We start from the raw sequence: 23,937 nt of genomic DNA on the forward strand, positions 1-23,937 counted from the left end.
TTAACTCTATGCTTGTTCAAAAAATGCCACCCTTCCGTGGTTAGGGAAAGGGAAAGTGAAACCTCCCCCATTTCCCCAGACAGATCTACGCTTTCCTAGAATAATACTCAATTACAAGCAATTCATTGATCTGCAACGCCACCCACTCGCGGTCAATAACACTGTTGACCTTGCCAGTAAACGTATTTTTATCGAACTCCAAATGGGAAGGCACATTGGCCAAACCCGGAAATTCCATATTGGTTTCCACCAATTTACGGGAACGATCCCGATCACGGACACTGACAATATCCCCGGGGCGGCACTGGTAGCTAGGAATATCTACTACTTGGCCATTAACGGTGATGTGGCCGTGGCAGACTAACTGCCGAGCCCCCGGAATGGTGCCAGCCATGCCCAAACGGAACACAGTGTTGTCCAAGCGCATTTCCAGCAGTTCTAACAGAGCTTGTCCGGTGGAACCCGTAGCCCGACGGGCTTTTTTCACATAACGGACCAATTGCTTTTCCGTAATGCCGTAGTTCAACCGTAGTTTCTGTTTTTCTTCTAGCCGAATGGCATACTCAGAACGTTTGCGACGGGCTTGGCCATGTTGGCCGGGGGGGTAGGCACGGCGAGGGGATTTGCGGCTTAAACCGGGTAATTCCCCAAGGCGGCGGACGATCCGCAGACGAGGTCCTCTATAACGAGACATCTTAGTTGGTCATCTCCTAATTAATAATTCCCAAACGTCCCATTATACCCCATTGTCCAAGCAAAACCTAGAGATTATTAGATAAGGTAGCCACTGGATTAGCTTAAATCATTAACTTTGCATTGTAAAAACAAGGCATACAAATACAATACACATCTCAATAGTCAATGTTGTTCTAGTGGGTCGATTATCCTCTCCCACTTTGAATTGAATGAAGAGTTCATACCACTTTCAATATCCTCTATCACTTTGTTGTCATTGTTTCGTTCTTTTTGAGTTTGGTTATCTGCATAGTTTTCTTCTATGCTGCGACGTATGTATTCTCCATCTACTTTTTTTCCCTTCACCTGTTTTTTCACTTTCTGTTTGACACAATATGCAACATTGGCAATAATTAAGCCGAGGTCAATACTCCCGTCATTTATTATACTCTTTACACCTCCTTCAATTGACTCTTCTCCAAAATTTTCTGCTATATATTCAAGTATTGCTTCTCTGTTGATTGAATCTTGAATCTCTTCTTTTTTGTTATTTATGTAATTGACTACCTGGTTGAGATGAGTTTTCAGTTCATCTATTTTTTTATAGTGTGAATTGTAATAATTAATTAAATTGTTGGTACGGCACTTTTCCGCCAGTAGTTCCTCTAATTCATCGTCTCCAGTAAATTGTCTCCTCTGCAAAAAAGTGGTTATTTCATCATACTCCTGCCAATTTTCTAAAAATTGAATGTGCTGGATAGCTTCAACCTCATTAGAATCTTCTATTATTTTTCTGATAGCTTCTTGTTCTGCGCGTGGACAACAAATATATCTTATATCGACATAATCAAACTCTAGAGAATCTCCTCGTGTACATCGCCATTCTCTTTCCCATGTATAGCCCCGTAAGTCTGCATTTTCAAATAGAGGGGAAATTTGTGCTATCAAAAGTTCCATTTCCTTCTTCATTTCATTGGTTGATTTTTGGCTACCATCTACTCTTTTTTTAAGATCTTTGACGTAACTAAACAAAGATTCGTCAAGATAAACAGTAGGATAAACACCTTTATGAACCATTGTCTCTTTGCTAAATCCTAAGCCATACTCTAAGTTGATTCTATCTTTTCTGTCACTCCATCTATATCTAAAAAAATCTAATGCGAAGGGTGGGCTTTCAGTAAAACAAACCATTTTATATGGATGCTTCTCTTTATTTGCACCACGAGGGATATTCAATATTAATTTTTGTTGTTCTAGAATATTTATTAGGCTGTCTTTTGTTGTCAAATGAAATAAATAGGGGGACATGTCCGGTTTTTCACCGGGAGTCAAGTCAAATGTCCGAGTTCTATTTTTGGGGATCTTGTTTGACATTGTGCTAGGCACCACCGATTTGAAGTTAGAAAAAAGTAGTTTAGACTTAAATTTTCTAGGAATCGCCCAAATAGGCTTCCAGAACCCTAGGGTCAGATTGAATTTGCTCGGGAGTGCCATCGGCTAAGTTTCTCCCTTCCGCCAATACCCAAACGTGATGACAGAGGGTCATGATCACGTCCATATTGTGTTCAATCACTAAAAAAGTGATGCCCTGGCGGTTCCAGTTGACAATATGTTCACAAATTTGCCCAATCAGGGTGGGGTTAACTCCAGCGGCGGGTTCATCTAGCAGAATTAGTTTCGGATTGCTCATCAAGGCCCGGGCCATTTCCAATAACTTCCGTTGCCCCCCCGATAACGCTCCGGCATAATCCTGGGCTTTAGCCCCTAGGCCCACCGACTCCAACATGGCCATGGCTTTTTCCCGATTGGCCCTTTCTTCCTTCTGGACCCGTCGAAAATTAATTAGTCGGGGCAAAAACTTTTCCCCAGTCTGATGTTGATCCGCCAGCAACATATTTTCCAACACCGTCAGGCGGGAGAGCACTTTGGCCACCTGAAAAGTCCGCACAGAACCCCGTAGGGCAATTTGGTGGGGGGCTAGCTGGCCAATGGAATCACCATTGAAAAGCACTTCCCCTTGGTCAGGACGAATGAAGTTGGAGAGTAGATTAAATAGGGTGGTTTTGCCAGCACCGTTGGGGCCAATTAACCCGGTGATGCTACCTTCTTTGACTACAATATCGGCGTGGTCCACTGCCCGCAGACCGCCAAAGCTTTTGGATAGTCCCTGGGCGAGGAGTAGGGAACTTTCTGGACTACCGAGGTTTTCTGCCGGCGTGATGCGATCGCTCATGGAAACTGTGTCAATTACCGCTCAATTACTTTGATTTAGGCGAAGCTAATGGTGCTCCGGTTCCCGTTGATGAAATCCCAACCGCTTTGGGGCTTTTTGCCTGGGGGTTGAACTTGTTCCAATAATAGGTGGCCGTTGCCGGTTTCCAAAACAGGTCCCCAATTTTTGATGGTGCCGATTATATTGCCTGGTTCCCCCGCTTCTAATGAGTAATTTAGGTAGGCGGTGGCTAAATCTTGATACTTTTCCGGCAAGAGGGGAAAAAATTCAGCTCCAAGGGGAACAGTGCTAATTATTTTCAAAATCTGCTCTCCCCAAGCTGTGTGGCACGCCGGTGCAAAACCCCGCACTTGGTTATGGATTTCCAGGGCACTCCGGTGCCAATTAATGACAAAATCCCCTTTTTTCAGCAGTGGGGCATAGGTGGCTTCCGTTTCAGTTTGGGGAATGGGTTGCAGTTGGCCTGCATCTAAATCCTTTAGGGTTTGCACTAACAATTCCGCCCCCGACCTAGCCAATCGATCGCCGATCGCCGTTAGGTTATCCATTAAGCCAATGGGGGTAGTAGTTTTCAGCAGCATGGCCCCGGTGTCCATGCCTTCGTCCATCAGCATAGTGGTGACTCCGGTTTCCGTTTCTCCGTTGGCGATCGCCCATTGCAGGGGAGCAGCCCCACGATATTTGGGTAAGAGGGATCCATGGACATTGACACATCCCAGCCGGGGCATGACCAAAATTTCTGGGGAAAGTAGCTGCCCATAGGCCACCACCACAAAGAAATCCGCTTGGCAATTTTTTAACTTAGCTAAGGTTTCTTGGCATCGTTTGACCCGTTCCGGTTGCCACACAGGAATACCGGCTTGTACTGCGACTTCTTTAACTGGGGAAGGGATTAACTTACTCCCCCTACCCCGACGGCGATCGGGCTGGCTCACCACCGCCAACACATCAATATCCGGGTGCCCCAAAAGAGCTTCCAGGGTAGGAACAGCAAAATCTGGTGTACCAAAGAAAACAGTTTTCATCACAAAATATCTAGAAAGTCTGCCCAGTTCATTACACCTTTAACTACCATGGTCTTAATTACCCTTAACAATGTAAAGAATTGTGAGAAACGGCATCTCTGCATTAATCCTTCTAGTGAATTAAAAGTACAATTCGGGCCGATAGTTAAGCAAATTACAACCAAGTACAGTCGTAGTTCATCGGACTAAATCTACCCTTTTTGAGGATATACCCCAATGGTTACCGAACAAGACCGTGAGTACATGCGCCAGGCGATCGCCATTATGAGGGATGCGGGGGTGGTCAACAAGACCGGCGGTCCCTTTGGCGTCGTGATTGTCAAAGACGGAGAAGTGATTGGGGCGGCCGGGAACAGTGTGATCCAAGATAATGATCCCTCTGCCCATGCGGAAGTCAATGCCATCCGGGAAGCTTGTAAAACCGTGGGTAGCTGGAACCTGGAAGGGGCGGTGATGTACAGCAGTTGTGAATGTTGCCCCATGTGCTACGCCACCAGCTATTGGGCCAGGATTGACAAAATTTACTACGCCGCTGGTTGGAGCGATTTTGAAGATCTCTTTGACGACAGTAACATCAGTAAAGACTTGGAAAAACCTTACCCCGAAAGACTGCTGGCACCGGAGCAAATTTTACAGGAAGAAGCCCAAGTAGTTTGGCAGGAATTTCGTCAGTTACCGGACGGTGCCCGCTATTAAATTGGTACAAATCTTACCAAAAATGTAGCGTTATTTTTTAGGCCAATTGTTGGAAAATTACCCGGAAAAATTGCAGTAGTAAAAGCAGGGCAAGAATAATGGTTACTAAAGCCAGTGCTTGCTCTTTTTTTGTGCCTTGACCTTCTAGCCAGCGTTGATAAATGCCACTGACCCAAGGTACCGCAAACCAACCCGTGATAGAGACGCTACAAAAATTACCAAATAGCATCCAGGTGGGAAAGTCGATAAAATCCGGTTTACGGAATAATAGGTTAAAGCCCATCACAGTGGGATAAAGCACCAACAACACCAAAAGATTGATTTTCCACACAGGGGAAGGTTTGCTCAACTTGCGTTTTAGCCAACGACTGTAACCTTCCGTATTAACTTTACCTTCAAACTGATAACCAGCATTTTCTTCTAGGTAAATTAGTTGCCTTCTTTCCGGGCTATCTATCCAGCCCATAAAGTTTTCCAGTGTATCAAAACGGATTACAGTCTCCGCTACAAAAATATCCCCTTCAGATCTTAATTCCGTGGATTCACTGCTAATATAACCAGGATATTTTGTTACTAATATTTTTAACTGTTCTTGGCATTCCAGAAAAATTTCGTGGTGGTCCGGGGTGACCCGATGGGCAAAATGATACTCAAAATACTCATCGGCGGCCTGGTCTGGAGTTGGTGGGGAAGTCATGGGCAATGGGAATGGGGACGCGGGGTCAGTATATCGGCGATCGCCTAGTCAACAAAACCCGATATTCTACTAAAAGACTAAACACATCGTTTTCCAACGCTAGAGCTGGGTGGGCCAATGCAATTCGCCAAAATTTTAATTGCCAATCGGGGAGAGATCGCCCTACGCATCATTCACAGTTGCGAAGAATTGGGCATTCCCACCGTGGCAGTCCACTCCACCATCGATCGCCATGCCCTCCACGTGCAACTAGCCAACGAGAGTGTGTGCATTGGGCCACCCCCCAGCAATAAAAGCTATCTCAACATTCCCAATATCATTGCCGCCGCCCTCACCCGCAACGCCACTGCCATTCACCCTGGTTACGGATTTTTAGCGGAAAATGCCCGCTTTGCTGAAATTTGTGCCGACCATCAAATTACTTTCATCGGCCCCAGCCCTGAAGCCATCACCGCCATGGGGGATAAATCCACCGCCAAGAAAACCATGCAAAAGTCCGGTGTGCCCTGTGTGCCTGGCAGTCCGGGCTTGATTGAGTCGGAAGCAACGGCCCTAAAAATTGCAGCGGAAATTGGTTACCCGGTAATTATTAAAGCCACAGCTGGGGGCGGCGGTAGGGGGATGCGCCTCGTCCAGGAAGAAAAGGATTTTCTCAAACTGTTCCATGCGGCCCAGGGGGAAGCAGGGGCGGCCTTTGGCAATCCAGGGGTTTACCTGGAAAAATTCATTGAAAAACCCCGCCATATTGAGTTCCAAATTTTGGCCGATAGCCACGGTAACGTAGTGCACCTGGGGGAAAGGGATTGTTCCATCCAACGGCGACATCAAAAGTTACTCGAAGAAGCCCCTAGTCCCTTTTTGACTCCCCACTTGCGGAAAAAAATGGGGGAGGCGGCGGTGAAAGCGGCCAAATCCATTAACTACGTCGGAGCCGGCACAGTGGAATTTTTGGTGGATGGTAACGGTAATTTCTACTTTATGGAAATGAACACCCGCATTCAGGTGGAGCATCCGGTTACAGAAATGATTACCGGCTATGACTTGATTTCGGAACAAATCCGCATTGCCATGGGAGAAAAACTCCGCTTCCGCCAGTCCGACGTGGAAATTCGTGGCCATGCCATTGAATGCCGCATTAATGCTGAAGATCCCAAACAAAATTTTCGCCCCCACCCCGGCAAAATCAGTGCTTATCTCCCCCCCGGTGGCCCCGGAGTCCGCATTGATTCCCACGTTTACACCGACTATGAAATCCCTCCCTACTACGATTCCCTGATCGGCAAATTAATTGTTTGGGCTGGCGATCGCCCTTCGGCCATCAAGAGAATGCAGAGAGCCTTGCGGGAATGCGCCATCACTGGAGTACCCACCACATTGGAATTTCACCAGCGCATACTACAAACCCCAGCTTTTCTGGCCGGGGATGTGTACACCAATTTCATCGAAGAGCATTTAACACCCTAGTGCTAAACCAGGGCTGCCATGGAAACCTTGCCGGCAATTTGTTTGGCGATCGCCGTGAGGGCTTTGGCCGAGGCTGATTCGGGCTGGGAAACCACAATGGGAACGCCTTTGTCTCCCCCCTCCCGTAGGCCAATTTCCAACGGGACACAGCCCAATAGGGGTACATTCAATTCCTTGGAAGCTTTTTCGCCGCCGCCGGAACCGAAGAGATCATATTGGCGATCCGGCAGATCCGGAGGAATAAAGTAGCTCATATTTTCCACAATGCCCAACACGTTTACCCCCATTTGTTGGAACATTTTCAAACCCCGGCGGGCATCCAACAAAGAGACAGTTTGGGGGGTGGTGACAATGACTGCACCGGCCATGGGCACCGATTGAGTTAGGGTAAGCTGGGCATCGCCGGTACCGGGGGGCATATCCACGATCAGGTAATCCAAGGCTCCCCAATTAACTTGGTAGAGGAACTGACGGATAATGCCGTTCAACATGGGGCCCCGCCAAATTACTGGTTGGTCTGGATCAATTAAAAAGCCCATGGAAACCATTTTGATGCCATGGTTAAACACTGGCTCCAGCACTTCCCCCTGGGGGCTATTTTGCACCTGTACCGCCGCACCGCTTAGACCTAACATGGTGGGGGCATTGGGACCATAAATGTCTGCATCCAATAGTCCCACCGCCGCTCCAGTTTGGGCCAGGGCCACGGCCACATTCACCGCCACAGTGCTTTTCCCCACTCCCCCTTTGCCGCTGGAGATGGCAATGATATTTTTCACTTGTCCCACCGATTGGCGATCGGGCAAGGATTTTTGCTGGGGGGTTTCCGCCGTCACCTTTACTTCCACCTTTTCCACCCCCGGCAAAGTTTTCACCGCCTTTTCGCAATCCTCCACAATGAATTCCCGCAAAGGACAGGCCGGTGTGGTCAACACCAGGGTGAAACTAACAGTGCCCCCGGCGATCGCCACATCCCGGATCATGTTCAGTTCCACTAAGCTTTTTTGTAGTTCGGGGTCTTGAACGGGACGGAGTACAGTTAAAACGGCATCGGTGGTTAGCATAGTGGCAAATGATGACAAAAATTGGGAGAATTCTCTTGGGGATTACAGTCCACCCCTTGATCTTAAAGGTTTTTGGGCAGGTTCCAGCGGTTTACCCCCCAGGAATAGTTAAGCTTTACCATTGGGCAGGGTCTCAGCAAAGAGAAGAAAATTCCCCCCAAACCTAAGCATTGTGTCAGAGTGGAAAGAGACATAGAGCAAACCCTATCCGTTTTCCTCCATGACCCCCAGCCTATTGCCTCCCCGCCTCAATCTGCCCCATGTTGAAGTGTTGCCTAATGGTTTGACCATTATTGCGGAGCAGATGCCGGTGGAAGCCATATCTTTTCAGCTCTGGTTGAGGGTGGGTTCTCGCTGGGAGGGAGATGAAATTAACGGTACTGCTCACTTTTTAGAACATATGGTGTTTAAAGGTACTCCCCGCCTGGCCATGGGGGAATTTGAGCGGGCCATTGAATCAAGGGGGGCGGGCACCAATGCGGCCACCAGCCAGGATTACACCCAGTTTTACTTCACCTCTGCGCCCCAGGATTTTGAGCATTTGGCCCCTTTACAGCTGGATGTGGTGCTCAATCCCACCATTGCCGATGGACCCTTTGAACGGGAACGGTTAGTGGTGCTAGAGGAAATTCGGCGATCGCAGGATGATCCCCAGCGACGCATTTTTCAGCAGGTGGTGCAGTTGGCTTTTCCCGGCACTCCCTATGCTCGCCCTGTTTTGGGACGGCGGGAAATTATCGAAAATCTCCAAGCTCAACAAATGCGGGATTTCCACGCCCATTGGTACCAGCCCCCAGCCATGACAGTGACGGTGGTGGGCAATCAGTCCGTTGGTAATTTGGTGGAAACTGTAGCCCGCAGTTTTGCCGATTGTTACCGGGTCAAATCCCCTTCCCAAACCCTAATGCCCCCGCTGGTTAATATTCCGCCGCCTTTCACTAAGGTAGAAACGACCACGGTGGTGGATGACAGTTTGCAACAGGCCCGTCTAATTTTGCTCTGGCGATCGCCAGGGTTAGACCAGTTTGAGAAAACTTTGCCCCTGGGGGTCTTAGCGGTGATTTTGGGTCGGGGAAGAGTGTCGCGTTTGTTTAGGGAATTGCGGGAAGAAAAGGGTTTAGTGACGGCGATCGGTGCCAGTAATTCCACCCAGGCTACCCAGGGTATGTTCTACATTTCGGCCCAGTTACCAGCGGAAAATATTCCCATGGTAGAGCAATACATCCTAGACCATATTGAGCGACTACAAAATGAACCCATTCCAGAAAAGGATTTAGAACGCATCCGCACCCAAGTGGCCAATCGTTTTATTTTCGGTAATGAACGCCCCGGCGATCGGGCTAATTTATATGGTTATTACTACGCCCAAATTGGCGATTTAGAACCGGCCTTGACCTACCCCGTGCAAATTCAAGCTTTAACGGCCGCAGATCTACAAAAATCAGCCCAAACTTACCTGTCCCCCACTGCCTACGGCAAGGTTATTGCTTTACCAGCAGAGGATTGATCGAGGTTAATAACCATGGCCCACCGAGGTAACAAAGCCCATCTGCCCAGCAAAATTTGTCCCGTTTGCCAGCGTCCCTTCACCTGGCGGAAAAAATGGGCCAATTGTTGGGACGAAGTTAAATATTGCTCTGACCGTTGTCGTCGTTCCCGCATAGGTAGCCCGTAAATAACCAATCGGGCCCGATTGCCTGGCAATGGAGATCAGTTAAATTCAACGCTTGGGTCATTTGTTGAAAACCCAGTTCCCCCACCGGAGTCGGGGCTGCAACCCCACCAATAATTTTCGGGGCCAGAAAAGCATGGACTTTTTGCACTGTCCCCATGGCGATCGCCTCAGCAGCGAGAATACCGCCACATTCCCACAACACCTGCAAACAGTTCCGTTGATATAACTCTTCCATCACCGCCAAGGGAGTTAATTGCTCCAACACTAGGGTTTCTACCTCTAATTTTTCTAGATGGCTAAGCGTATTTCGATCACAGGTTTTTTCCGTAATAACCAAAGTTTTAGCTACATCTTGATCCCACAATTGAGCCTCTATGGGTAAATCTAAACTACGACTCAACACCACGCGCAAAGGATTCACCTCGCCCACCCCATGATTCGTTAACAAAGGATTATCCCGCCGCACCGTATTCCCCCCAATAATCACCGCCTGACATTGACTGCGTAATTGATGAACCCAATGACGAGCCGAGCTACTAGTCACCCAACTGCTATGGGCCTGGGCAGTGGCAATTTTGCCGTCCAAAGTCATGGCGTATTTGAAAATGCCAAAGGGTCGTTGATGCTTGATGCGAAAGCAAAAAGCCTCATTCAGTCGCTGACAAGCTTCCTCTTCCACCCCCACCTTCACCTCAATGCCGGCCTGTCTCAATCGACTAATACCTTTACCCGCCACCAAAGGATTGGGGTCCACCATGCCCACCACCACCTTGGCGATCCCCGCTTGAATAATTGCTTCTGTACAAGGGGGAGTACGACCTTGATGGTTACAGGGCTCCAAATTGACGTATAGAGTCGCTCCCTTGGCCCGATCGCCAGCTTCCCAGAGGGCAAAAATTTCCCCATGGGGCTGCCCCGCTTGGGGATGGAAACCTTGGCCGACAATCTCGTCTCCCTGGACAATGACCGACCCCACCAGGGGATTGGGGGCTGTTTTGCCGATCGCCGTTTTTGCCAGGGTTAGGCAACGACGCATATGGGTTTGGTCTGAGATCATGGCAGGGTAGGGAAATGGAATCTAGTCAAATCTACTGGATTTTTAGCAACGGATTACCCAGCAATTCCCGACTGTGAGTAATGAATATTAACCAGAATTTTGCCCTGACCCCTTCTGGAAAATTACCGATAAATTGTTAGCAGGCATGGGAATTATTGCTTGATTGTGTAAATTTCTCTTTCCCGCTTCCCCAATCACATCTTCCAACTGCCTCAAACCCCAAGCTGGGTTACGACTTTGCAACGATTGATCAAACGCTTCATTGCTAGGAGCCGTTGGTACTCCCTTTTGGCGGTAAGGGCCGTAGAGATAGAGGATGCCCCCCTCCGGCAAAATGCGTTCTGCCCCAGTTAGTAACCCTAAGCAGGATTCCCAGGGGGAAATATGAATCAAGTTGATGGCCACAATACTAGTAACGGGTTCCCGTAATATTTCTCGCTCCACTGGCCAAACCTGGTCATTAACGTCCAAATCCAAAGGTGACTGAAAATTGGCCAATGCTTGATGGTCTCGCCAGGCCATGATACTTTCCCGGCAAAGGGGGTCTGGGTCAGACGTAATCCACCAACGGGGGGAAAATAGGGGCGCAAAAAAGCAAGCATGTTCCCCGGTGCCACTGGCAATTTCTAAAATACTGCCTTGGGAGGGGAGATACTCCTGCAAAACAGCGGCGATCGTCTCTCGGTTGCGTTGGGTAGCGGGAGCATACTGACGGCGATCGGTCATGGTGAAAACAGCAAAAACTTTATGGTAAGCAGTAGTTGGAGAGAAAGAAGAGAAATCAACTACTAACCCATTATGGTGGCATTTTTCGGGATCTCCTGACCCACCCAAGGACGAAATAGGGTCAGAGTAGGGGAGCAAACTGGAGACAACACCAACAATTGCAAATTGGTTAATTGTTACCGTTAAAAATTTTCAATAATCAATAATTCAATGTGGCAACTTCAGTAAAGTTCATACTTCAACAGAGTGCAGGGTAGACCGCCATTGTTAACGGGAAAACGGGCAGAGGTTCTTAAGCCAATGCGTTTGGTCAAAGCCTTGTTTCCACTGAAAACGAAGGCTGTCCAACCCCTAAATCTTTGCTTGAGCACATCCCCTATTTGTTGATAAAAATCCCCCAATGCTTCCTCTTGGCCAATGCGCTTACCGTAGGGAGGATTACAAATTAGCACTCCTTCGGCGGCCGGTGGTTCAATGTCGGCAAAATTCAATTTTTGCCAATGGATTTTTCCTCCCAACTGACATTGTTGGGCATTGCTCTTAGCCGCCTGAATTACCTCCCGATCGCCGTCACTGCCCCACAGGGGAGCTTGGAGGGTATCCCTTTCCCCGGCCTTGGCTGTTTGCAGGAGGGAATGCCAGAGGTCTTGGTCGAAATCGGGCCATTGCTGAAAACAAAAACCAGGCTGAAATTTGCCGGGAGCAATGTTTAAACTTTGTAGCCCCGCTTCCAAGAGAAAAGTACCAGAGCCACAGAGGGGATCATAAAGGGGGAGTTCCGGAGTCCATCCGGCCATAGTTAACAAAGCAGAAGCTAAGGTCTCCTTCAGGGGGGCATTCCCCAGGGCAGGCCGATAACCCCGACGGTGCAGACTAAAACCCGTACTATCCAAACTTAGTTGACAATGGTTTTGGTGAATGTGGGCATTGATAACTATATCTGGCTGCTCGAGGTCAACACTAGAACGACGTTGATAGCGATCACGCTGTTGATCAACAATGGCATTTTTCACCTGAAGAGCGGTGAAATGGCTATGGTTAAGCTGGGGATTTTTGCCAGTGCAGTTAATTTGTAAAGTTTGCTCGGGGCTGAAATATTCGTCCCAATCTATTTTTTTGATGCTGCGGTATAGGTCCTGGGCGTTAAAGGCTTTGACCGTGGCCATGGGCATCAGCACCCGATAAATTAACCGAGACCAGAGGTTAATGCGGTACAGTAGGGCCCGATCGCCAATGAAGGCAACCCCAGCAAATTCTGGCTTTACCTGTTCTGCCCCCAATTCAGTTAACTCCTGGGCGGCGATCGCCTCCAGTCCCCGGGCCACAGTGGCAAAATAGGGCCGAGTTGTTGCGGAAAAGGCGCTAGTGTCTGGCATTGGTCAATGGTAAAGAATGGAAGACAGTGCACCTATCAATGGTCCATGGACAGAGCTAATTCCCCCCTCACCCCCATCGCTATTTAGCTAAACCGGGAAGTCATGCAATAGGGACAATCAAGCCATTCCTGTTGCAGTTCCGCCGCACACGTACGACAGGTTAAAGCACTCTTGCGCTTAGCCCGCATTTCTGACTCCAGTCCGGTATCGGTGAAAGTGACCCGTTCCACCTCCTCTAGGGTGGTGTAGCCTTCCTGCACTAAATTAAGACTATAGGCCAATAGGGTGATCATGCCCTCTTCCACCGCACAATCCTTAATGCGGTCAGTGGTGGCCCCCTGGTTAATCAATTCAGCAATACGCTCAGAATTACGCATCACCTCATAGACCCCCACCCGACCCTTATAGCCACTGCCACTACATTTTTGACATAAATTACCTTTTTGACGGGCAAGATGGATTTCGTCGGGACTGAGGGAATTGGCTTTATAAAAAGTAACCACTTCATCCCCGGAAGCGGACAGCCCAAAGCGGGACAATTCTTCCTTGCTAGGGTGGTAAGCAATGCGACATTCCGTACAAACTTTCCGCATCAGCCGTTGGGCCAACACCCCCAACAATGACCCAGAAACCATAAACGGCTCCACTCCCATTTCATCCAATCTGGCGATCGCCCCGGCCGCATCATTGGTGTGGAGAGTAGTGAGAACTAAGTGTCCAGTCAGAGCCGCCTCAATGGCCGTTTTGGCCGTCTCCTTATCCCTGGTTTCCCCCACCAGAATCACATCGGGATCCTGACGCATAAATGCCCGCAGAATATTGGAAAAATCCATGCCCTTTTCCCGAATCACCTGCACTTGGGTAATGCCCGGTAGAGCATACTCAATCGGGTCCTCCGCTGTGTTGATATTCACCTCGGGGCTATTGCGTTCCGCCAACACCGAGTAGAGGGTGGTGGATTTTCCCGATCCGGTGGGCCCCGTCACCAACATTAAGCCATAGGGCCGGGCGGCCAATTCCCTTACCGTTTGTAGGGTTTCGGGGTTAGTGATTAGAAAATCTAAGCCCAACTGAGTGGCGGAGTTGTCCAAAATCCGCAAACAAACCTTTTCCCCATAGCGGCTGGGTAGGGTATTAACCCGAAAATCCACCTTCCTGCCCTGGTAAATACGGCGAATTTTGCCATCCTGGGGCGATCGCCTCTCCGCAATGTCCATGTCCGCCATAATTTTAAAACGGGCCACCACGGCGGGGGTAATTTTGCGGGGCAGGGGATCGAAAGCCTGATTTAAAACCCCATCCTTGCGGAAACGAATTCTCAGGGTTTCTTCCTGCGGCTCCACGTGAATGTCGGAAGTTCCTTCCTGGAGAGCCTTAGCCAAAATTTTGTTGACCAGGTTAATCACCGGTGCTTGGTTAGCATCGTTGGAGTCTAGAGCATTATCTACATCTTCTTTGTCCTCCCCCAGATTCATGTCGATGGAGCCGACAATATCCGTCAAATCATTAAGTTTATCAAGGGCCCTTTCCTGGTCCCTTTTTTCCTGGGCCGCCTCCCACTCTTCCCGGATGGCATAGTACTGTTCCAACAGTTGGTTAAAATCATCTTGGGTGACCACCAAGCGGCGCAATTCAAAACCTTTAACCCGCAAAATTCGGTTTAGCTCGTCCTGGGCAGCCAAGTTATCGGGGTCCACCATGGCCACTAGCACACTGGGGGGGTCGCCTTCCTGCTGGGCTAAGGGCAAAAACTTGAATCGCCGACAAGTATCCAAAGGAAAAAATCGCCCAATCAACTCGGCCATTTGCTGGGTGGCGATCGGGGCAACCTCCGGATCGACGCTGTCCACCCCGTAAAGTACTTTGAGCTCAAATAACTGATTTTTTTTGTACTGCCGCAGTAGTTCTGGGGACAATTCTCGGCCAGTGACTGCCTTAAGTTCCTCGGGCAAAGACCGCCCAGTTTTTTTCACCTGGACTAGGGCCTGTCGCAATTGTTCAGCATCTACATGGCCCCCCGCCACCAATTTATTGCCGAAGGGGGAAAAATAATTTCGTAGGGCAACGGCACGGCTTTTCTTGGAAGAGGAGGAAGATGTCATAGCAAGACCTACCCAGATTCGTATGATGTAAACTATTCCCTAGCCAATGGTGACCATCGGTGATTATTCACAATGATAATCCTCCGGTCTAGTTAACTGGCCGCACTAACTTACCTGAATTGAAATAACATCGTCATAACTCCCGATCGGATTCGGAGTTTTTTTCAGGTCGGGTTACGCTTAGATAAAGTGTACAACTAGGTTTCACCTTATAAAGATGAACGAAGATCAAGTTTCCCTCGAAAATCAAACCAATCCTGTCTCCCCAGAGGCCAGTGATGTTCCTGCCGTAACTCCGGAGGAAAGTCCCCAGCCCACTGATGCTGTTTTAGGAGAGCCGTCCGGGGAACAGTCGGAAGATCCGAGGATTGGCGCTGCCACAGAAACGGAAGGGGGGCCGCTGGAACAAGAAAAAAGCAGTGAAGAGATAATTGCCATTCTGCAAAAAGACCTGGCCAGCCATCGCCAGGAATTGGCTGAACAGTCGGAGCAACTAGACTCCATCAAAAAGCGTTACGTGGCCCTGGCAGCTGAATTTGATAATTTTCGCAAGCGCACCCAGCGGGAGAAAGAGGAGCAAGCAAAACTCATCAAAGGAAGGACCATAACAGAACTTTTGCCGGTGGTGGACAATTTTGAGCGGGCCCGCACCCAGATCAAGCCCAACTCCGACGGGGAAAATCAGATCCACAAAAGTTATCAGGGGGTGTACAAAAACCTGGTGGACAGCCTTAAAGGTTTGGGGGTAGCTCCCATGCGCCCTGAGGGAAAACCTTTTGATCCTAAATACCATGAGGCGATGCTCCGGGAACCCACCGCTGAATATCCCGAGGATACGGTGATTGAGGAGTTGGTGCGGGGTTATCTTTTAGATGACATTGTGCTGCGTCATTCCATGGTCAAGGTGGCGGTGGCTCCGGAAGAAGGAGCTGAAGTGGTGAATGGAGAGGCGGGAGCTAACCCCTAGTACTCAGTCATTTTGGGGGACATTCCACTGTCCCTCGTTCTATTTTCGGCGTTTTCAGTCTTGCAAAAACTCCGATCACTCCAGGGTCGAAGAATGGGAAAAAAGGAATGGGAATATAAAATGGGCTCTAAGGATGGCCAAGTGGGGCTTAATGGTCTAAATTTGCATCAAAAGACTTAAATTTTCCTAGAAAATACCTAGAAGTCACCAATTGTTTTTCGGGGTCAGCAGTTATGGGCAAAGTCATTGGCATTGATTTGGGAACCACCAACAGTTGTGCTTCTGTGTTGGAGGGGGGCAAACCTATTGTGATTACCAACACGGAGGGAGGCCGTACCACCCCCAGCATTGTGGGTTTCACCAAAGGTTCCCAGCGGTTAGTGGGGCAATTGGCCAAGCGTCAATCGGTGACCAATGCGGAAAATACGGTGTACAGCATCAAACGCTTTATTGGGCGACGCTGGGATGACACGGTGGAGGAACGTTCCCGGGTGCCCTATAACTGCGTTAAGGGGCGGGACGATACCGTCAGTGTGTCTATTCGCGGACAATCCTATACTCCCCAAGAAATTTCCGCCATGATTTTGCAAAAACTGAAGGCGGACTCTGAGGCTTTTTTGGGGGAGCCGGTTACCCAGGCAGTGATTACCGTGCCGGCCTATTTCACCGATGCCCAGCGCCAAGCGACGAAGGATGCAGGGACGATCGCCGGTTTGGAAGTATTGCGGATTATCAATGAGCCAACGGCGGCGGCTTTGGCCTATGGGCTAGATAAACAGGAAACGGAAGAGTTAATTTTGGTGTTTGACTTGGGGGGGGGCACATTTGATGTTTCCCTGCTACAGCTTGGTAACGGAGTATTTGAAGTGCTATCCACCTCTGGTAATAACCATCTGGGGGGGGATGATTTTGATAATTGCGTTGTCCAGTGGATGGCAGAATCCTTTAAGCAAAAGGAAAATATTGACTTAAGCACCGATAAAATGGCGATTCAACGACTACGGGAGGCGGCGGAGAAGGCCAAAATCGAACTCTCCAGCATGCTGAATACGACCATTAACTTGCCTTTTATCACCGCAGATGAGTCGGGACCCAAACACTTGGAAATGGAACTTGCCCGGAGCCAGTTTGAGGAGTTAACTAAGCAATTACTAGAAGATACTAGGGTTCCCCTCACCCAGGCATTGGACGATGGTGAGATCAGGGCCAGTGATGTCCACCGAGTTATTCTGGTGGGAGGCTCTACCCGTATTCCGGCCATTCAACGGGTTATTCAAGAATTTTTTCCCGACAGTCAGTTAGAGCGTTCCGTTAACCCAGATGAGGCAGTAGCTTTAGGAGCCGCTATTCAAGCTGGGGTCATTGGTGGCGAGGTGGAGGATGTGTTGCTGTTGGATGTAACGCCTTTATCCCTGGGTTTGGAGACCCTAGGGGAGGTAACAACAAAAATCATTGAACGCAATACCACCATTCCCACTAGTCGCTCAGAAGTGTTTTCCACAGCGGTCGACGGACAAACATCGGTGGAAATCCATGTTATCCAGGGGGAAAGGGCCATGGCCAGGGATAACAAAAGCCTGGGTAAGTTCTTACTGGCGGGGATTCCTCCCGCTCCCCGGGGGATGCCCCAAATTGAGGTCAGCTTTGAAATTGATGTTAATGGTATTCTCAAGGTTTCTGCCCAGGACCAAGGCACAGGCAAGGAACAGAGTATTGTGATTAGCCATACCGGTGGCTTGAGCGGCGGAGAAATTGAAAAGATGCGCCAGGAGGCGCAACAGTATGCCGCCCAGGATCAATTGCGTCTGCGGATGATGGAACTACAAAACCAAGCGGATAGCCTTTTCCACACCTACGAGACTACACTCCAGGAAAGCGGTGAACTAGTGCGGGAAGAACTCAAGTCTTCTGGCAAGCAGAAGAAGGACCAATTGGCGATCGCCTTACGGACCCCCAATACGCCGGTGGAGAAATTGCAGACCTTGGTGGAGGAATTCCGGCAAATTATTTTACTGATTGGTACGGAAGTCTATCAACAGGGCAAAGGGGCTGCTAGTAATGAATTTGCCAATTTTGTTCAGGGCACTAGCAGTGGGACAAGTCAAATGATTGAATCCCTGGAAACCAATTTGAATCCTATCCAAGCGTCCTCGGGCATCACCATGACACCGGGCACTATGATCAATGGCACCGTCAATCCCGGTGGGATGGATTATGTGGAAACTGCTCCAGTGTACGGTCTAGATGACGGGGAGGAATTTGACTTTGACGCTGATGAAACTGTTTACAGTGACTATGAAGCGATCGATTAGTCCAGGATAATTGCCGTCGCTGGGATTGTTTAACTATTTTATTTTTTGATGAATTGGCCCAATATGCCCCCTGGCGATCGCCGTTGGTTGTGGATTGGTCTGACGTTGCCCCTGTGTCTGCTCAACGGTTGGGTACTACTGCAGATATTGGATTATTTCCAGTCCCCCCTGAGAATTTTTATTATTGCGAACCTGGTCGCTTTTATTCTCGGTTATCCGGTGCGTTGGCTCCAGCGCTATCCCCGTCTAAAGTTGCCCTACGCAGTGGCATTGGTATTACTCACCACGGCGATTATTTTGGCGGTGATTGGTCTGTTGGTAATTCCCAAATTAGTAGATCAAATTCGTACTGTTTTACAACTTTTGCCCCATCTCAATGCCCTGGGCGATCGCCACTTAGAAAGCCTAGATAATTTAAGCAATCAGTGGGAAATTCCCACCAATTTCCGTGCTTGGGGCCGGGAATTATCCAATGAGTTTCCTAACCAAATTCGCTCCATTACCAACCAATTAATAAATTTATTGATTTGGACTGCAGGTAGCTTAGTAGAAGCCGGCTTTATCTTTATTATGACTGTCTATTTATTGCTGCGGGGACAGACATTTTGGGATGGCATATTCCGTTGGTTACCCATTGATTGGCGTCATAAGGTACGACAAAGATTACGCCATAGTTTTCAGAATTACTACATTGGCCAAGCCACCGTGGCGGCGTTGCTAGGGGTTAGTTTAATCATTTCTCTAAGCATTTTTCAAGTGCCCCTGGCCCTACTATTTGGTATGTTTGTTGGCTTTATGGCTTTCTTTCCCTTTGGGGGAGGCACCAGCATTGTTTTAATCAGTATTATTGCCAGTTTTCAGAGCATTTGGTTGGGCATTAAAGTCTTGGCGATCGCCACTGTAGTGGATCAGGTGGTGGAAAATGGCCTAGCCCCAAAATTACTGGGTCGTGTCACCGGGGTGCACCCCGTTTGGATTTTACTTTCCTTGATGATTGGTGCCAAGGTGGCCGGATTGTTAGGTATTTTAGTGGCTATCCCCATTGCTAGTTTCATACGGGATATGCTCAATGATTTTATCTAGTGCCGTAGAGAAGAATAGGGGGAATTAAGGTCAAGGATTAACTTCTAACTGCATCATGCCATCTTGTACTTGTACGCCCTGTAAATTTAACTCATCTAGATTTACTTGCAGTAATTGGTTTAACTTCTCCGGGGGAATATTTAACCGTTGGGCCATATCTCCGATGCGAAAGCTCAACTCACCAATTTTAATGCGGGAATTTTCCGTCATAATCAATTGCCCTGCTGCCAGTTGGGGCGTACCTTCTAAGGCAACATAAAAAGGCTGATTTTGACTCGGTAACAGTGGTAAAACCCGATCAACAATGCGTTTTTGGCCCGGGGACAGTTGGGCATTGTCCAACATTTGGGGGTCCAATACTGTGCCCACTTCCAAGGTTTCCCCCCTAATTTGAGTTTGCAGTCTGGGTATAGATTCCATCTTCAACTGACGATCCACTTCCCCTTGCAAGACCTGCCCTAATTCTTTTTCTGTCAAAGTAACCCTCACTGGTTCCTGGCGATCGCCATCATTCTTTTGGGCAATTTCTTGACGAATCTTCTCCTGAAGAAAATCGGCTGGGGGAGCAATGGAGGGCGTGGATGTTTCTGCCTCAAACCAAGCCGGAATTTGGGTGGCCCGCCGCCAAAAATAGTAACCCAGTCCCGCTCCGGCGATCGCTAACAGCATGACGAGAATGAAAATTTTTTTTAGCATTGTCAACGGTTAAAAATTAGTTTGCCTTGGACTTAACTTATCATCATAAAAATATTAATATCCAGTCATAAATATCATCCTTAGGGAACTTCGATAGAAAATAAAGGAATATTTCTTAGTAATACCAAAGTTTATTTAGATTGATTAGAGGATTGTAACGATTGGGGATATGGGCTAGTTTGGGTGAGTACATGGGCAGGAATTAAAGTGATAAGAAATACAATGATTAGCCCTGATGACCTTAAAATAAAAGCTCATATTTTTTGCTCATAATCAATGAATACCCATTTGTTGGAGTCTCGTTTGGATAAATTTCTTTCCCTGTTTTTCTCCGTCGGCAATCAGCCGATTAATGTTTTCTGGGCAACGATCTAATTTATTTTCATAATTTAAACTTTTAGCCAATTCCGGTGACATTTCAATGGCTGGTATATGATAAGTTTGGTCGGGATCTTCAGGAAAAGACTTAGGTATTTTTAACGGCTCTTTGATGCCAACTTCCTGTAAAAACTCCTCTTTAAAAGCTCCTTTTATAAATAAATAATTGAGAAATTCGATTTGATCCAGGCTTTGAAATAAAGAAACATTCCCTTCCAACTCATTGCGGCGATCGGCAATGTCATCGGCATCGGTGGGAATTTTATCGGTCTGGGTCGGATTAATTTTAATTACCCAAATTTCCTGGGGAATGTTCTCAATACCGACAAAATCTTGCCTGTATAAAGAACGAATGGGAGGATTATCAGAAAATAAGCCATCCCAGTAAGCTTTTTTTTCACCCTCTTCTTCAATAACAACGGTGGGAAAAATATTTGGCACACAGGCCGAAGCAAGCAGATGCTCTATTCTTATGGCTTCCTGGCGAGAATTAAACTTATCTAGTTTTCCCGTCAGAATATTGCAAGCTCCAATTAAAAGTACCGGGGGCTCTAATTGCTTGCCCCAAGTTGCTAACTCTGAAAAATCGACATGAACCTGTAACAATTCTTCTAAATTGATAAAGCGACTCCGTAACCCTTGGGTAGCCGAAGCTAACCAGGTCTGGGCTAGGGGAGAATAGGGAGTCACACTATACTGGGGAACGATGCCTTTGCTGGTCAACTCCAGAGACCTAATGACAAAATCATTAAAAAATCTTTCCTGATAGGTTTGGGCACTGTTATCCAGCCAAAAATCAAGCAATCTTTTCCAGACCGGATTTTCTCCTTTTTTCAGGGCATACCAAATTAGTAGGGCACAAATAGCGCCTCCAGAAGTACCACTCAAACTCACAATGTCGAAGTGGTCTTGCATCTTGTTCTCGAACAGAGCCTTCATTACACCGGCGGTGAAAGCAGTTTGGCTGCCCCCACCCTGACAGGCGATCGCCACTTTGGGTTTCATTGGTTTTGCTGCGATTAATTTGCTGAAAGTTTCTTCAACTGTGCCAGGAAATTTTTGTAAAACTTAATTTTTCCCTAATCATTAACCAAGTTCGCCCACCAGCGACCCTGACTAGCCAACTGCCAAATTTGTAACACCCCTTTGATCAAAGACCAACGTTTTAGCAAGAGATTGTACTGCTGACGTAAATGTCGATTTTTTTGGGCCAAATTGGTCAACAGGGCAGGGGCCGGAGCAAACAGGTTATGGCAACAGCTTTCCCAATGGTCTAAACGCTTGGTGAGTTGCTGTAACTGTCGATAGACAAAGTAAAGCCTAACGGCTAAGAAGACATTGCCCAGGGCTAGGACAAAATTAAAACAGATAACGAACAGCAACATCGAATGCTAGAATGGAGGGTCAGTTCGGGGAATTAGCTCAGTTGGTAGAGCGCTGCGATCGCACCGCAGAGGTCAGGGATTCGAGTTCCCTATTCTCCATAAACTCTATCGTGCAATTGTTTTGTCACTGTTCACCAGGGCCAATGGGCCCCACCCAGGGTTAACGCCAACGCTGATTTTCCAGGTCACGGATTTGTCGTTCTAGGCGATCTATACGTCCCCGCAACTCGTCCATTTCCGACTGACGGGGTAGGCCCAAATCCTGGAGCATATTGCGCAGTTGTCTTTCCAGATTTGCTTCAATTTGTCCCTGCTCGTTTTTGATTTGGTTCATCAAATCATCCACAAAAGCGGTGGCCTGGTCGGCGTTAATTTTGCCTTCCTTCACCCATTGATCACTCACATCGCTGAGTTTTTCCGCCACGAGGGTGGTGGTGCCAACACCGATCATCAAGAGTTGTTTAAGCCAGTCGTTTGTATCCATGGAAGGTTGCGGGATTGAACAAAGTTGAAAATTTGCCGAAAGTTGAGGCGAAGAATGGCGACTCCATTGCTCCTTGCCCTTCTCGTCAACCATAGCAAAAACCATCGTGAACGTTTTAAATTTTCAGTTCTGGGTGCCCCCAGTCCACTGCCATGCCCTCCTTGGGCTGTTGCTATATAATGGGCGGCACGGTCCTATGGGCGATCGCCGCCGAACTTTTTTTTGAGAGTATGAATTTGATTACCTGGTTAGCTGATTTTTCCCGAGGCCACTGCGTTGGCATTTGCGCCGCCCTGGTACCGTCAATTTTACTCTGGACCACCATTTGCGCCGTTTTAATTGCCCTAGGGCAACCCCGCTGGTCAGTTAACACTGCCTACGTTGCCACCCTCACCGTCTGTGGAGTAATGGTGCTCCACGTTGCTTCTTGGTTCAGTATTGGGGTCATTACCCCAGTCACCTTTATTTTGTTGGGGCTTTCCCTCTCCTGTGGGAGCTTAGCTACCCTGTTTTGGCGATACTCTTCCCAATGGCAAAAATTTTGTCACTCCGGATTGAGGGAAACAATCAAAGCTAAATGGCCCCAGACCTTAAAGATTTGACACTCCCACGACCCCTGGATCGAGGCTCTCTGCGAGACCGCCAACTATGACAGAACCAGCCAACAATCATCCCAGTCCCCCGCCGCAAAATTGGTTGTTCAAATGGTGGAATTCCCTCAATGCCATCACCCGCCTATTAGTGTTAGTACTGGGGGCCCCGTTAATGGTGCTCAATGCCAGGGCCCTGTCCTCGATTTTTGGTTATTTTGAATCCCTTTTTGTTATTAGCCTCATTGCCTCCGTCATCGCCTTTTTACTCAACTACCCGGTGGCCTGGCTAGAAAAACAAGGGGCTAAACGTTTTGTGGCGGCTAGTTTTGTTTTCCTCACCGCCCTGATTATTTTCACCGCCCTGGGGGTAACCCTCATTCCCCTCGCCCTATCCCAAGCCCAACAACTGGTGGCCCGCCTACCGGATTGGCTCGATTCGGGGCAGAAACAATTGGTATTGTTGGATCAAAAGGCAGAGATTCTTGGTTGGCCGGTCAATTTTGATGGTCTTATTCCCCAAATTAACAGCCGCCTAGCGGCCGAATTACAAAACTTGGCTGGCAGCACCCTCAACCTCGCCCTAAGCTTGACCGTCTTCACCGTAGTGCGTTTGCTGGACGTACTGTTGACGATAATTTTGACCTTTTATCTCCTCCTCCACACCGACGATGTTTGGCAAAGCATCATAGGTTGGTTGCCAGAGCGTTTCCAAAAACCTTTTTCTGATACTCTACGCCGCAGTTTCCAAAACTATTTCCTCGGCCAATTGGTGTCCGCCACCTGCATGGCCCTGGGGCTGATTTCTGGCTTTTTACTGCTCAAAGTTCCCTTTGGCTTACTTTTTGGCCTCACGGTGGGAGTAATGGCCCTAATTCCTTTTGGTGGGTCGGTGGGCATTGTGCTGGTTACTTTTTTGGTAGCTCTGCGGGACATTGGCATGGCGTTGCAACTGCTGGCGGTGGCTCTAGTGATCCAGCAAATTGTTGAAAATGGCATTGCCCCCAGGGTACTGGGCAGTGTGACAGGATTAAATCCCTTTTGGGTCTTGATTTCCCTGTTAACCGGGGCCAGAATCGGCGGACTACTGGGGGTAATAGTGGCTGTGCCTTCGGCTGTGATGATTAAGGAGGCCCTGGGAGCAATCCGCAGCATGAAGCCCTTGGTGCCAGCCCCAGACCATAATCAAGACCCTTTGTACTTTAAAAACCAGGAAGAAGTGCAACCACTGCCCCCCCGGCCTTAGTGCCTA

Annotated in this window: 23 protein-coding genes and 1 tRNA gene; 10 read left to right on the top strand and 14 right to left on the bottom strand. The window is 48.3% G+C overall.

The window, feature by feature from the left end:
* Window positions 1-85: 85 nt before the first annotated feature.
* The 4 genes from rpsD to fmt all read right to left on the bottom strand — a co-directional run bounded on the left by rpsD (window position 86) and on the right by fmt (window position 3,936).
* A complete protein-coding gene (gene rpsD, locus H6G46_RS04575) occupies window positions 86-694 on the bottom strand; it encodes a 30S ribosomal protein S4 (RefSeq protein WP_010873531.1) in 609 nt (202 codons plus the stop codon).
* 164 nt (window positions 695-858) lie between these two features.
* Entirely contained in the window at window positions 859-1,983 is a 1,125-nt protein-coding gene (locus H6G46_RS04580) for an abortive infection system antitoxin AbiGi family protein (protein WP_231848037.1), read from the bottom strand.
* A gap of 121 nt (window positions 1,984-2,104) precedes the next feature.
* Window positions 2,105-2,908, bottom strand: a complete 804-nt coding sequence (locus H6G46_RS04585) for an ABC transporter ATP-binding protein (RefSeq protein WP_010873529.1) — start codon at window positions 2,906-2,908, stop codon at window positions 2,105-2,107.
* Window positions 2,909-2,943: 35 nt separating this feature from the next.
* Complete coding sequence (gene fmt / locus H6G46_RS04590) at window positions 2,944-3,936, bottom strand: methionyl-tRNA formyltransferase (protein WP_010873528.1); 993 nt, start codon at window positions 3,934-3,936, stop codon at window positions 2,944-2,946.
* A gap of 213 nt (window positions 3,937-4,149) precedes the next feature.
* Between fmt and H6G46_RS04595 the strand changes: the two genes are divergently transcribed.
* On the top strand, window positions 4,150-4,629 hold the full coding sequence (locus H6G46_RS04595) for a nucleoside deaminase (protein WP_010873527.1): 480 nt from the start codon (window positions 4,150-4,152) through the stop codon (window positions 4,627-4,629).
* A gap of 37 nt (window positions 4,630-4,666) precedes the next feature.
* On the opposite strand, the gene H6G46_RS04600 is transcribed toward H6G46_RS04595, so the two are convergent.
* Complete coding sequence (locus H6G46_RS04600; RefSeq protein ID WP_010873526.1) at window positions 4,667-5,326, bottom strand: hypothetical protein; 660 nt, start codon at window positions 5,324-5,326, stop codon at window positions 4,667-4,669.
* A gap of 117 nt (window positions 5,327-5,443) precedes the next feature.
* Here H6G46_RS04600 and accC point away from each other — a divergent pair, with 117 nt between their 5' ends.
* On the top strand, window positions 5,444-6,790 hold the full coding sequence (accC, locus tag H6G46_RS04605; protein WP_010873525.1) for an acetyl-CoA carboxylase biotin carboxylase subunit: 1,347 nt from the start codon (window positions 5,444-5,446) through the stop codon (window positions 6,788-6,790).
* 2 nt (window positions 6,791-6,792) lie between these two features.
* On the opposite strand, the gene H6G46_RS04610 is transcribed toward accC, so the two are convergent.
* Window positions 6,793-7,854: an Mrp/NBP35 family ATP-binding protein gene (locus H6G46_RS04610; RefSeq protein ID WP_010873524.1), complete on the bottom strand. Its 1,062-nt coding sequence runs from the start codon at window positions 7,852-7,854 to the stop codon at window positions 6,793-6,795.
* Between the two features lie 220 nt (window positions 7,855-8,074).
* On the opposite strand from H6G46_RS04610, the gene H6G46_RS04615 reads away from it, so the two are divergent.
* Window positions 8,075-9,361, top strand: a complete 1,287-nt coding sequence (locus H6G46_RS04615) for a pitrilysin family protein (RefSeq protein ID WP_010873523.1) — start codon at window positions 8,075-8,077, stop codon at window positions 9,359-9,361.
* A 15-nt stretch (window positions 9,362-9,376) separates the two neighbouring features.
* Window positions 9,377-9,529: a DUF2256 domain-containing protein gene (locus H6G46_RS04620; RefSeq protein ID WP_071822661.1), complete on the top strand. Its 153-nt coding sequence runs from the start codon at window positions 9,377-9,379 to the stop codon at window positions 9,527-9,529.
* Here H6G46_RS04620 and ribD read toward each other — a convergent pair.
* The 4 genes from ribD to H6G46_RS04640 form a co-directional block, all read right to left on the bottom strand.
* Window positions 9,480-10,586 carry a bifunctional diaminohydroxyphosphoribosylaminopyrimidine deaminase/5-amino-6-(5-phosphoribosylamino)uracil reductase RibD gene (gene ribD, locus H6G46_RS04625; RefSeq protein ID WP_010873522.1) on the bottom strand — a complete coding sequence of 369 codons (1,107 nt, stop codon included), beginning with the start codon at window positions 10,584-10,586 and terminating at the stop codon, window positions 9,480-9,482. The two genes, H6G46_RS04620 and ribD, sit on opposite strands and share 50 nt — an antisense overlap.
* Before the next feature lie 87 nt (window positions 10,587-10,673).
* Complete coding sequence (locus H6G46_RS04630) at window positions 10,674-11,312, bottom strand: class I SAM-dependent methyltransferase (protein ID WP_010873521.1); 639 nt, start codon at window positions 11,310-11,312, stop codon at window positions 10,674-10,676.
* A 221-nt stretch (window positions 11,313-11,533) separates the two neighbouring features.
* On the bottom strand, window positions 11,534-12,688 hold the full coding sequence (locus tag H6G46_RS04635) for an RNA methyltransferase (protein WP_010873520.1): 1,155 nt from the start codon (window positions 12,686-12,688) through the stop codon (window positions 11,534-11,536).
* A gap of 83 nt (window positions 12,689-12,771) precedes the next feature.
* Window positions 12,772-14,790 (bottom strand): GspE/PulE family protein, encoded by a 2,019-nt coding sequence (locus H6G46_RS04640; RefSeq protein WP_010873519.1) that lies wholly within the window; start codon window positions 14,788-14,790, stop codon window positions 12,772-12,774.
* 217 nt (window positions 14,791-15,007) lie between these two features.
* On the opposite strand from H6G46_RS04640, the gene grpE reads away from it, so the two are divergent.
* The 3 genes from grpE to H6G46_RS04655 all read left to right on the top strand — a co-directional run bounded on the left by grpE (window position 15,008) and on the right by H6G46_RS04655 (window position 19,152).
* Entirely contained in the window at window positions 15,008-15,757 is a 750-nt protein-coding gene (gene grpE, locus H6G46_RS04645; RefSeq protein WP_010873518.1) for a nucleotide exchange factor GrpE, read from the top strand.
* Between the two features lie 233 nt (window positions 15,758-15,990).
* Window positions 15,991-18,069: a molecular chaperone DnaK gene (gene dnaK, locus H6G46_RS04650; RefSeq protein ID WP_010873517.1), complete on the top strand. Its 2,079-nt coding sequence runs from the start codon at window positions 15,991-15,993 to the stop codon at window positions 18,067-18,069.
* Window positions 18,070-18,117: 48 nt separating this feature from the next.
* The gene (locus tag H6G46_RS04655; protein ID WP_010873516.1) at window positions 18,118-19,152 is read left to right on the top strand and encodes an AI-2E family transporter; all 1,035 of its coding nucleotides are present in this window, start codon (window positions 18,118-18,120) and stop codon (window positions 19,150-19,152) included.
* Window positions 19,153-19,182: 30 nt separating this feature from the next.
* Here the strand turns inward: H6G46_RS04655 and H6G46_RS04660 are convergent, their stop codons facing one another.
* From H6G46_RS04660 to H6G46_RS04670, 3 genes are all read right to left on the bottom strand, one after another.
* Window positions 19,183-19,848 (bottom strand): hypothetical protein, encoded by a 666-nt coding sequence (locus H6G46_RS04660; protein ID WP_010873515.1) that lies wholly within the window; start codon window positions 19,846-19,848, stop codon window positions 19,183-19,185.
* Between the two features lie 273 nt (window positions 19,849-20,121).
* Entirely contained in the window at window positions 20,122-21,231 is a 1,110-nt protein-coding gene (locus H6G46_RS04665) for a patatin-like phospholipase family protein (RefSeq protein ID WP_010873514.1), read from the bottom strand.
* Window positions 21,232-21,305: 74 nt separating this feature from the next.
* Window positions 21,306-21,611 (bottom strand): hypothetical protein, encoded by a 306-nt coding sequence (locus tag H6G46_RS04670; protein WP_010873513.1) that lies wholly within the window; start codon window positions 21,609-21,611, stop codon window positions 21,306-21,308.
* A 26-nt stretch (window positions 21,612-21,637) separates the two neighbouring features.
* Here H6G46_RS04670 and H6G46_RS04675 point away from each other — a divergent pair.
* A tRNA-Ala gene (locus H6G46_RS04675) sits at window positions 21,638-21,710 on the top strand.
* Window positions 21,711-21,771: 61 nt separating this feature from the next.
* Here H6G46_RS04675 and H6G46_RS04680 read toward each other — a convergent pair.
* Entirely contained in the window at window positions 21,772-22,095 is a 324-nt protein-coding gene (locus H6G46_RS04680; protein ID WP_020862140.1) for a phasin family protein, read from the bottom strand.
* 179 nt (window positions 22,096-22,274) lie between these two features.
* On the opposite strand from H6G46_RS04680, the gene H6G46_RS04685 reads away from it, so the two are divergent.
* Both H6G46_RS04685 and H6G46_RS04690 read left to right on the top strand, forming a co-directional pair.
* Window positions 22,275-22,697: a hypothetical protein gene (locus H6G46_RS04685; protein ID WP_020862141.1), complete on the top strand. Its 423-nt coding sequence runs from the start codon at window positions 22,275-22,277 to the stop codon at window positions 22,695-22,697.
* A gap of 46 nt (window positions 22,698-22,743) precedes the next feature.
* Complete coding sequence (locus H6G46_RS04690; protein ID WP_010873510.1) at window positions 22,744-23,931, top strand: AI-2E family transporter; 1,188 nt, start codon at window positions 22,744-22,746, stop codon at window positions 23,929-23,931.
* Window positions 23,932-23,937 lie beyond the last annotated feature (6 nt).

This window comes from Synechocystis sp. FACHB-908, from assembly GCF_014698595.1.
In the GTDB taxonomy this organism is placed as follows: domain Bacteria; phylum Cyanobacteriota; class Cyanobacteriia; order Cyanobacteriales; family Microcystaceae; genus Synechocystis.